The organism is Pseudomonas sp. SWRI77 (genome assembly GCF_014269105.1).
Lineage (GTDB): Bacteria > Pseudomonadota > Gammaproteobacteria > Pseudomonadales > Pseudomonadaceae > Aquipseudomonas > Aquipseudomonas capeferrum.
On sequence record NZ_JABWRV010000033.1, the window covers coordinates 43117 to 51434 of the forward strand.

The window sequence follows — 8318 nt, forward strand, 5'->3', positions numbered from 1 at the left end:
GCATAGCTGGAGTTGGCTGCGTTACAGACCGGCCTGCTGCTCGCGTTCGGCCTGTGCTTCGAGTGCCTCGGCGTCTTCGCGGGGGCGGCGCACCTTCAGTTCGCTGACCACCACTGCGATCACGATCAGCAGCCCGCCGATCAATGCAACGCCAGGCAGGCGCTCGCCGGCGAGGCGCCCGACGATCCCGGCCCACACCGGCTCGCCGGCATAGATCAGGGTGGCGCGGGTGGGCGAAACTGACTTCTGTGCCCAGTTCATCGCCACCTGGATCACGGCGCTCATGGCGCCAAGCCCCAGGGCACTGGCCAGCAGCAGCCAGGAGAAGTCGGGGATGCGTTCCTGGGTCGGCACGATCATCAGGAACGACAGCAACGAGGCGGTCGCCAGCTGTACCACGGTTACACGGCGCACATCCACCTGGCCGGCATAGCGGCTGATCAGGATGATTTCGCCAGCAATGGCAATGGCGCTGACCAGGGTTACCATTTCGCCTTCGCTGAAGTGCAAGGTGCCGCCCTCTGGCCCGGCCAGCAGCATCAGGCCGCAGAATGCCAGGCAGATGCCAATGCTTGGCATCAGGCCGGGCCGGCGGCCGAGCACCAGCCATTGCAGCAGCGGCACGAAGGGCACATACAGCGCGGTAATGAAGGCTGACTGGCTGCTGCTGATGGTTTGCAGGCCCATGGTCTGCAAGCCGTAGCCCAGCATGATCGACACGCCGATCAGCACGCCGGCCTTGAGCTCGGTAAGCGTCAGCCCCGGCAGCGCACGCGCCGAGACCACCCCCACGAACAACGCCGCCGCAGCGAAACGCAGGCCGACGAAGAACATCGGGCCGCTTACTGTCATCACGTTATGCACCAGCAAGAAGGTGCCGCCCCACAGCATGGTGATGAAGACCAGCACCAGTTCGGCCTTGCTCAGGCGAAAAGAAACGGCAGTGTTCGGTTGGCGGCTGGGGTGGGTCATGGTCTTGCACACTCGGAGGGGCCGGCGCACAATCTGCGCAAAGTGGGCAGTATACTGCGCAGCCACGATCAGCGAGCAACAGCGTGCACAAAAATCCCACACACCGCGCCTCGGTGCTGCAGCATGTCAGCCTCAACGTTCGGCGCCTGCGTAACGCAGCCGGTATGAGCCAGTCGGCCCTGGCCGAGCGCTCTGGCGTCAGCCGGCGGATGCTGGTGGCGATCGAGGCGGGTGAGAAGAATGTCAGCCTCACCACCCTCGATCTGATTGCCGAAGCCCTCGGCGTAGCATTCAGTACCTTGATCCAGGCGCCGGAGCAGCGCGACCCGAGCCGTATCGATGAACTGGCCTGGGCTGGCGAACATCCGCAAAGCAAGGCGGTGCTGCTGGGTAGCAGCACCGCCCGGCGTGAGGTCGAGCTTTGGGAATGGACGTTGGCGCCGGGCGAGTGCTACCTCAGCGAGGCGGATGCCGATGGCTGGAGCGAGCAGATCTATGTGGCCGAAGGGCAGCTCACACTGGTCATCGAAGACGCCGAGCACCGCTTGCAGGTCGGCCAGTTTCATGTGTTCCCCAGCAACTGCCGTTATGCCTATCGCAACGATGGCGCCGTGGCGGTGCGCTTTGTCCGCAACGTGGTGATCTGACCCTTGCAGGAGCGGCCTTGCGTCGCGAAAGGGGCGCAGTTCACAAGCGTCAAGCCTTGGGGGGCAACAGGTCGTCGGTCTTCACCACCTTGGCATAGGCAAATGCCAGTGCAGCCATCGCCGAGTCGTGCACATGGGCCGCCGGCACCTGTTTACCATTGAAATCCAGGGGCAGGGTGGCGCAGGCATCGTGGGCCACGGTCACTTCGTAGCCAAAATCGGCGGCGGCTCGGGTTGCTGCATCGATGCACATATGGCTCATGCTGCCGACGATGGTCAACGCCTGAACCCCATGCTGGTCCAGCGTATCCTTGAGGCCGGTGCCGAGAAACGCATTGACCTTGTGCTTGAGTACCACGGGTTCGCCAGTCACGGGCTCGACCTTGGCATGGATGGCCGCCCCTGGTGACTGCGGCGTGAAGAACGGCGCATCGGCGCTTTCGAATTCATGCCGCACATGCACCACCAGGTCGCCCCGGTCGCGTGCGGCGGCCAGCAGCCGGGCGGCGTTGTCGGCTGCCTGCTCGGCGCCGTCGAGGGTCCATTTGCCACCGGGGAAATAGTCGTTCTGGATGTCGATGATGATCAGCGCTTGCTTGCTCATGTTGCCTCCTGCGGCGGTAGTCGTTGAATGACCATAGCGTGTGTACATCGGCCTGAGGGTCTAACGGCAGCGCTTTTGCGTTTTCTGACGAAAAAACCACTTGACCTTGACTTAGCTTGAGGTTTTACCCTGCTCACCATCACGCTGATAGCGTCCAGAGCAAGGAGACTGTTCATGAGGGCGACGCCTCACTCTCTGTGGTTTACCCAGATGATCGAATATGAAGTCCCGGCCATGCGCCAGGTGGCATTGGCCCAGGCGTTGGTGGCGCGCAGCGAGGAACTGGCAACGCGCTGTGAAGGCTTGCAGGGCGTGAGCATCCAGGCCAGTGACGATGGCAGCCGGGTCTTGCAGTATCTGCAATGGCAATCGCGGCAGGCTTGGGCGGCAGCTGCGGCTGACTTCGCCGAGGAGCCTTTCTTCGACCTGCTGTGCCAGCATCAGGCGCGCGGCGTCAACTTTGCTGCCTACCAGACATTGCGCAGCCTCGTACGTGGCGCCGATGGTGGCCTGCACTGCCAGGTCGGCGAGCCTCAGGCATACCAGGGCGCGTAGTGCGGGTAGCGGTCCAGGCGCGCGCCTACGACCATTTCGCCGATCCAGGAGGCAAGGATCGAACTGTAGGCTTTCTGGCTCTCTTCGCTGGACAGCGCGTGGTCGGCACCGTCGACGATGCGGTGGGTCAGCGAATGGGCGCTGACGAACGCCGAGCGGTAGCTCATCAGTGTGCTGTGGGGCACATAGTCGTCTTGTTCAGACTCCACGAGTAATACATCACCACCGAATTCCGCGCACGCGGCCAGGGCACGGTTGTCCGTCGGGCCAAGCGGGCGTTGGCGGTAGGTATTAAGCCGCTGCCGATCAAGGGTTTGCTTGGGGTTATCCCACTCGTCGTCCCAGTACATGGCAGGTACCCGCAGTGCCAGCCATTTCACGGGCCGCAGCCGGGTCAGCAGAGTGGCCAGGTAGCCACCGTAGCTGCTGCCGATGATGGCGATGGCACTGCTGTCCACGGACGGGTGGCTGACCAGGCGGTCGTAGGCGGCCAGCAAGTCGTTGAGGTTCTGTTCGCGGGTGACGGTCAGGCGCTGGCTTTCGGTCTTCTCGTGCCCGCGCAGGTCGAAGGTCATGCACACGCAGCCCAGCCCGGTGATATGCCGGGCGCGGGCCAGGTCGCGTTGCTGGCTGCCGCCCCAGCCGTGGACGAAGAGTATGCCTGGCATCTTGCTGCCAGGGCTGACCAGGGTGCCGACGATGGTGTCGTTCTCGACCTGCAGTTCGATGGTCTCACTCTGAATGGTCATGTTCGCGAATCCGTGCATATTTGCTGAGTTGTCCGAGTTCACTGTCGATTCCTTGGTAAAAGAGGGTGGCGTCAGTGGGTAGGTCGGGCGTACCGAACACTTCATGGGTGGAAGCGCGAACCCGTTGCAGGGCGGGGTCATCGGCGAAGGCCTGCAGGGCCAGCAGTTCTGCACTGCTGGCACCCCCTAGGCGCCAGGACTGTTCAAGCACGCCGCTGCGCACATGGCCTTGGGTGGTGGTGCCGTGCGCGATGTCGTAGTTGCGCCGTGATGCGACGAAGCCCGGGAAGTGCTGCTCGGCCGCCCGTTCGTAGGCCATGGCCTGGTTGATCGCCAGGCGCAGGTGGTCTTCCAGTGGCAGTTGCAGCAGTGCCTGATAGTCACCGCGCACCACGATCAGGTCGGAGCCGCCATAAACCTCTGTGCCTTGATGGTCGTGGGTCAGCTGCTGGGTGCCGTGGTAGCTGCAGGTCAGGCCGGCGACCCGCACCTGGCCGACACTGAAGGTCTGTACCTCGCTCAGGTCTTCTTCAAGTACCAGGCCCCACACTGCCAGGGCCTGATCATCCATGTCGGCCAGCAAAGGCTCCAGCGCATCCGCTGTATCGATCACCTGTTGCCCGCGGCCGGCGCAAGACAACACCGGCTTGATGCGCACTGGGCCGTCGAGCAGCAGCAAGCGTGCCGCAGTGCGGGCATCGGTTTTGCTGAACACGGTGTAGCCCCGCAGCAGTGCATCGCTGGCCTGCAGGGCGAAGGCGTCGGTCCAGCCTGGCGGGAAGCTGGCGTCGGCCGGCAGCGGATGGGAGATCGCCTTGGTCGCCATGTAGGGATAGGCGACCAACCCGCCGAACAGGTCCTGCTCGGTACGGATACCCAGCGCGGCATGGCGCTGTGGGTCGACCAGCGTTTCGGTCGGTACATAGTAGTAGCGGTCTGCAGCCGTGGCAGGTGCGGCAGGGTCTAAGCGTGGGCAGCCCAGCAGCTGTGCCAGGCCAGCGGCGAGCTTGAGGTGGGCGGCATGTTCGTGGTCGGGCGTGTGCTCGCGGGTGTCGAGCAGCACAACGCCGGTTTTCGAGTCGCAGGCAGCGGGCATAGGGGTTGGCCTGTCTGCAATGAATGTACTGTGTGTGAATCCGTCGTTTTGGGGAAGTTCATCGGGATGTGATCGGTGGTCCGCGCGACTCTGTAGGCTCAGCTGTAGGAAACGTCTTGATTGCAGAGGGCGTGCCGGGCATTGCATGCCGCTAGCCGGTCGTCGCGATTGCAGGGCTCGGGTGGCTGTTCCATTATCGACAGCCTGGATTAGCCAAGATGTTTCGCAGGAGTGCGCATGAACGTTCAGACCACGATTGAGCAGAGTGTGCCGGAGCGCCTGATGCAGGTGCGCCAGGCAATGGCCGCAGAGGGCATCGATGCGCTGCTGGTGCCATCGGCCGATCCCCATCTTTCCGAATACCTGCCCGGCTTCTGGCAGGGGCGCCAATGGTTGTCCGGTTTCCACGGCTCTGTCGGCACGCTGGTGGTCACGGCGGGCTTTGCCGGGCTCTGGGTCGACAGCCGCTACTGGGAGCAGGCCGAAAACGAGCTGGCCGGCAGTGGCATCGAACTGATGAAGCTGCTGCCAGGCAAGCCGGGCGCGCTGGAGTGGCTGGGTGAGCACATCGCGCCGAAGGGGGCCGTTGCCGTGGACGGTGCCGTCATGGCCCTGGCGTCGGCGCGGCTGTTGGGCGAGCGCCTGAAGGCCCGCGAGGTAAGGTTGGTGACTGACAAGGACCTGCTCGGCAAGGTTTGGCAGGGGCGCCCGCCGTTGCCAAGCAACCCGGTCTATCAGCACTTGCCGCCACATGCGACGCAGTGCCGGGCGGACAAACTCGCCCAATTGCGCGACAGCCTGAAGGCCAAGGGCGCCGACTGGCACTTCATCGCTACCCTGGATGACATTGCCTGGCTGTTCAACTTGCGCGGCAGTGATGTGTCGTACAACCCAGTCTTTGTTTCGTTCGCTCTGATCAGCCAGCAGCAGGCGACTGTGTTCGTGGGGCGCGACAAAGTCGATGATCATCTGCGCCATGTGTTGGCGGTAGACGGCATTGAGGTGCGTGACTACGCCGATATAGGTCAGGCTCTGGGTGCGGTGCCCTCAGGGAGCCGGCTGTTGCTCGACCCGGCGCGAGTCACTTGCGGCCTGCTGGAAAACCTGAGCCCTGGGGTGGAACTGGTCGAGGGGATCAACCCCACTACCCTGAGCAAGTCGTGCAAGCGTGAGGAGGACCTTGTGCACGTTCGCCGGGTCATGGAGCAGGATGGCGCCGCCTTGTGCGAGTTCTTCGCCTGGCTGGACGCAAACCTGGGCCGGGAGGTCATTACCGAGTTGACGGTCGATGAGCAACTGAGCGCCGCGCGTGCCCGACGCCCCGACTTCGTGTCGTTGAGTTTCTCGACCATCGCGGCCTTCAACGGCAATGGTGCGATGCCTCATTACCGCGCCACCGAGCAGTCGCATGCCACGCTCGAAGGTGACGGCTTGCTGCTGATCGATTCGGGTGGGCAGTACCTGGGCGGCACCACCGACATTACCCGGATGGTGCCGGTGGGCAACCCGACGCTTGAGCAGAAGCAGGATTGCACGCGTGTGCTCAAGGGTATGATTGCATTGTCGCGGGCCACCTTCCCGCGCGGGATCCTCTCACCACTGCTCGATGCCATTGCCCGGGCACCGATCTGGGCTGATCAAGTGGACTATGGCCACGGCACCGGTCATGGGGTGGGCTACTTCATGAACGTGCACGAGGGGCCACAGGTAATCGCCTATCAGGCGGCAGCCACGCCGCAAACTGCGATGCAGGCGGGCATGATCAGCTCAATCGAGCCAGGCACCTACCGGCCGCGCGAGTGGGGCGTTCGTATCGAGAACCTGGTGGTCAGTCGTGAAGCGGGCAAGAGTGCTTTTGGTGACTTCCTGAATTTCGAGACCTTGACGCTTTGCCCGATCGATACGCGCTGCCTGTTGCCCGAGTTGCTTGCCAGGGAGGAGCTGGACTGGCTGAACGGTTACCACGCGATGGTGCGTGAGCGCCTTGCGCCTTTATTGAAAGGCGAGGCGCTGGCCTGGCTGCAGGCGCGCACCGCGTCGCTGTGATAACCGGCCAATGAAAAGGGCAGCGTTCGCGCTGCCCTTTTCAATTGCGTGTGGTCATCACTTGCAGATGACGATCATGCTGCGGCTGGTATAGCCGGCCGGGTTGATACCGAACAAGTAGTCGCCGGGTTCTTCATCGGTGTCGCCCGAGCGCGCAATGACCTTGTAGCCACGTGAGCTGCAAGACGTCGCGGCCTTGCTGTAGCAGTTGTCCCAGGACGAAGAAAGGCCAGAACAATTGATATGCAGGCCTTTCTTACCCCTTTTGACCTCAGTCTTGGCCGTGGCGGCACATCCAGCAATAGCCAAGATGGCCAGGATGAGCAAAATACGTTTCATTCCTGTCCTTAAATGCAGGGCGGAGCAGCTGTCTGGCCCTGTCGTTATCGCTTTGGTTCTTCCTGAAGTTTCCCCAGCGTCCGTGTTCGCTCCAGTAGATAGCGTAAAGATGTTGAAGCTGTGACAGCTTAATCAGCGAGACGGGCCGCTACAATCACTATTCCCGTCACAAATGAAAATATTTCTCATATCAGTCGGCGGCGACGGGTGGGGTGGGCGTCTGCCGCATGGACAGCGTGGTGCCTACCGATGCGACGATGATCGCCAGAATTGCCAACCATTGGGTGGTACTGAGTACTTCGCCGAGAAACAGCAGGCCGGACAGCGCGCCAAAGGCCGGTTCGATACTCATCAGCGTGCCGAAGGTGCGTGCAGGCATGCGTGTCAGGGCGACCATTTCCAGGCTGTAGGGCAGGGCGGTGGACAGTACCGCGACAGCCAAGGCCATTGGAATCACGGCTGGGGTGAGCAAGGCGCTGCCGGCGTGGATTACGCCGATAGGGGCAACGAACAGGGCGGCGACGACTACCCCGAGTGCGGCGCTCTGGATGCCGTGCTCGGCGCCGGCGCGTTGGCCAAACAGGATATACAGCGCCCAGCACACGCCTGCCCCCAATGCGTAGGCGGCGCCCACCGGGTCAAGTGCTTGCCCACCATCGCCTGCCGGTAGCAACAGCAACAGGCCAGCAATCGCCAGGGCGATCCAGAGGAAGTCGATCGGGCGGCGCGAAGAGCAGATCGCCACGGCCAGGGGGCCGGTAAATTCCAGTGCCACGGCAATGCCGATAGGTACCGTTTGCAGAGACATATAGAAGAGGAAGTTCATGCCGCCGAGTGCCATGCCATAGATGATGACATTGCGCAGGGTGTTGGCGGTCATGCGGACACGCCACGGGCGCAGGATCAGCAGCATGATGATGCTGGCGAAGATCAGGCGCAGCGCTGTGGTGCCCTGAGCGCCGATGATAGGGAACATGCTTTTGGCCAGTGACGCACCGGATTGTATCGATGCCATGGCGATGAGCAGCAGGCCGATGGGAAAGAGCGTGGCGGCCAGGCTGCGGGCTTGGGTGTTCATTTATGTGCGTCGATCCTTGAGCAGGCGTGGGTGTGCACTATAGTGCGCACTTGTGGGGCTGCGGGGCAATGGGTTATTGGGTGTAAGGGTGAGGGCCGCGCGCCAATCCCTCAGGAATAACTGGCCCGAAACAAATGTAGGAGCGGCCTTGCGTCGCGATGCGCCGCGCGGGCGGCGCTCGATCTCATAGGCGCCGAAAGGGTAATGGCGGGCACCTGTCAGCCTTGATGCG

Annotated in this window: 9 protein-coding genes; 3 read left to right on the forward strand and 6 right to left on the reverse strand. The window is 62.8% G+C overall.

Going from position 1 to position 8318, the window contains the following annotated elements; translation table 11 throughout:
* Positions 1 to 21: 21 nt before the first annotated feature.
* A complete protein-coding gene (locus HU766_RS23925; RefSeq protein WP_186661223.1) occupies positions 22 to 972 on the reverse strand; it encodes a DMT family transporter in 951 nt (316 codons plus the stop codon).
* Between the two features lie 83 nt (positions 973 to 1055).
* On the opposite strand from HU766_RS23925, the gene HU766_RS23930 reads away from it, so the two are divergent.
* Complete coding sequence (locus tag HU766_RS23930) at positions 1056 to 1619, forward strand: XRE family transcriptional regulator (protein WP_033700285.1); 564 nt, start codon at positions 1056 to 1058, stop codon at positions 1617 to 1619.
* A gap of 49 nt (positions 1620 to 1668) precedes the next feature.
* On the opposite strand, the gene HU766_RS23935 is transcribed toward HU766_RS23930, so the two are convergent.
* On the reverse strand, positions 1669 to 2223 hold the full coding sequence (locus tag HU766_RS23935) for a cysteine hydrolase family protein (protein ID WP_033700282.1): 555 nt from the start codon (positions 2221 to 2223) through the stop codon (positions 1669 to 1671).
* A gap of 174 nt (positions 2224 to 2397) precedes the next feature.
* Between HU766_RS23935 and HU766_RS23940 the strand changes: the two genes are divergently transcribed.
* Positions 2398 to 2778 (forward strand): antibiotic biosynthesis monooxygenase, encoded by a 381-nt coding sequence (locus tag HU766_RS23940; RefSeq protein ID WP_033700280.1) that lies wholly within the window; start codon positions 2398 to 2400, stop codon positions 2776 to 2778.
* On the opposite strand, the gene HU766_RS23945 is transcribed toward HU766_RS23940, so the two are convergent.
* Together HU766_RS23945 and HU766_RS23950 are read right to left on the reverse strand one after the other, a co-directional pair.
* Positions 2757 to 3527 carry an alpha/beta fold hydrolase gene (locus tag HU766_RS23945; protein ID WP_186661225.1) on the reverse strand — a complete coding sequence of 257 codons (771 nt, stop codon included), beginning with the start codon at positions 3525 to 3527 and terminating at the stop codon, positions 2757 to 2759. The two genes, HU766_RS23940 and HU766_RS23945, sit on opposite strands and share 22 nt — an antisense overlap.
* Positions 3511 to 4623: a DUF3182 family protein gene (locus HU766_RS23950; RefSeq protein ID WP_186661227.1), complete on the reverse strand. Its 1113-nt coding sequence runs from the start codon at positions 4621 to 4623 to the stop codon at positions 3511 to 3513. Before HU766_RS23950 ends, HU766_RS23945 begins: the two co-directional genes overlap by 17 nt.
* 237 nt (positions 4624 to 4860) lie before the next feature.
* Between HU766_RS23950 and HU766_RS23955 the strand changes: the two genes are divergently transcribed.
* Positions 4861 to 6669: an aminopeptidase P family protein gene (locus tag HU766_RS23955; protein ID WP_186661228.1), complete on the forward strand. Its 1809-nt coding sequence runs from the start codon at positions 4861 to 4863 to the stop codon at positions 6667 to 6669.
* A 57-nt stretch (positions 6670 to 6726) separates the two neighbouring features.
* On the opposite strand, the gene HU766_RS23960 is transcribed toward HU766_RS23955, so the two are convergent.
* Entirely contained in the window at positions 6727 to 7008 is a 282-nt protein-coding gene (locus HU766_RS23960) for a hypothetical protein (protein ID WP_033700272.1), read from the reverse strand.
* Positions 7009 to 7198: 190 nt separating this feature from the next.
* Positions 7199 to 8086: a threonine/homoserine exporter RhtA gene (gene rhtA / locus HU766_RS23965; RefSeq protein ID WP_047583911.1), complete on the reverse strand. Its 888-nt coding sequence runs from the start codon at positions 8084 to 8086 to the stop codon at positions 7199 to 7201.
* Positions 8087 to 8318 lie beyond the last annotated feature (232 nt).

Bases quoted from the DNA above. Each gene is read 5' to 3' on its own strand.
- HU766_RS23925 (WP_186661223.1), bottom strand. From the start codon at position 972: ATGACCCACCCCAGCCGCCAACCGAACACTGCCGTTTCTTTTCGCCTG.
- HU766_RS23935 (WP_033700282.1), bottom strand. From the start codon at position 2,223: ATGAGCAAGCAAGCGCTGATCATCATCGACATCCAGAACGACTATTTC.
- HU766_RS23940 (WP_033700280.1), top strand. From the start codon at position 2,398: ATGAGGGCGACGCCTCACTCTCTGTGGTTTACCCAGATGATCGAATAT.
- HU766_RS23945 (WP_186661225.1), bottom strand. From the start codon at position 3,527: ATGACCATTCAGAGTGAGACCATCGAACTGCAGGTCGAGAACGACACC.
- HU766_RS23950 (WP_186661227.1), bottom strand. From the start codon at position 4,623: ATGCCCGCTGCCTGCGACTCGAAAACCGGCGTTGTGCTGCTCGACACC.
- HU766_RS23955 (WP_186661228.1), top strand. From the start codon at position 4,861: ATGAACGTTCAGACCACGATTGAGCAGAGTGTGCCGGAGCGCCTGATG.
- HU766_RS23960 (WP_033700272.1), bottom strand. From the start codon at position 7,008: ATGAAACGTATTTTGCTCATCCTGGCCATCTTGGCTATTGCTGGATGT.
- rhtA (WP_047583911.1), bottom strand. From the start codon at position 8,086: ATGAACACCCAAGCCCGCAGCCTGGCCGCCACGCTCTTTCCCATCGGC.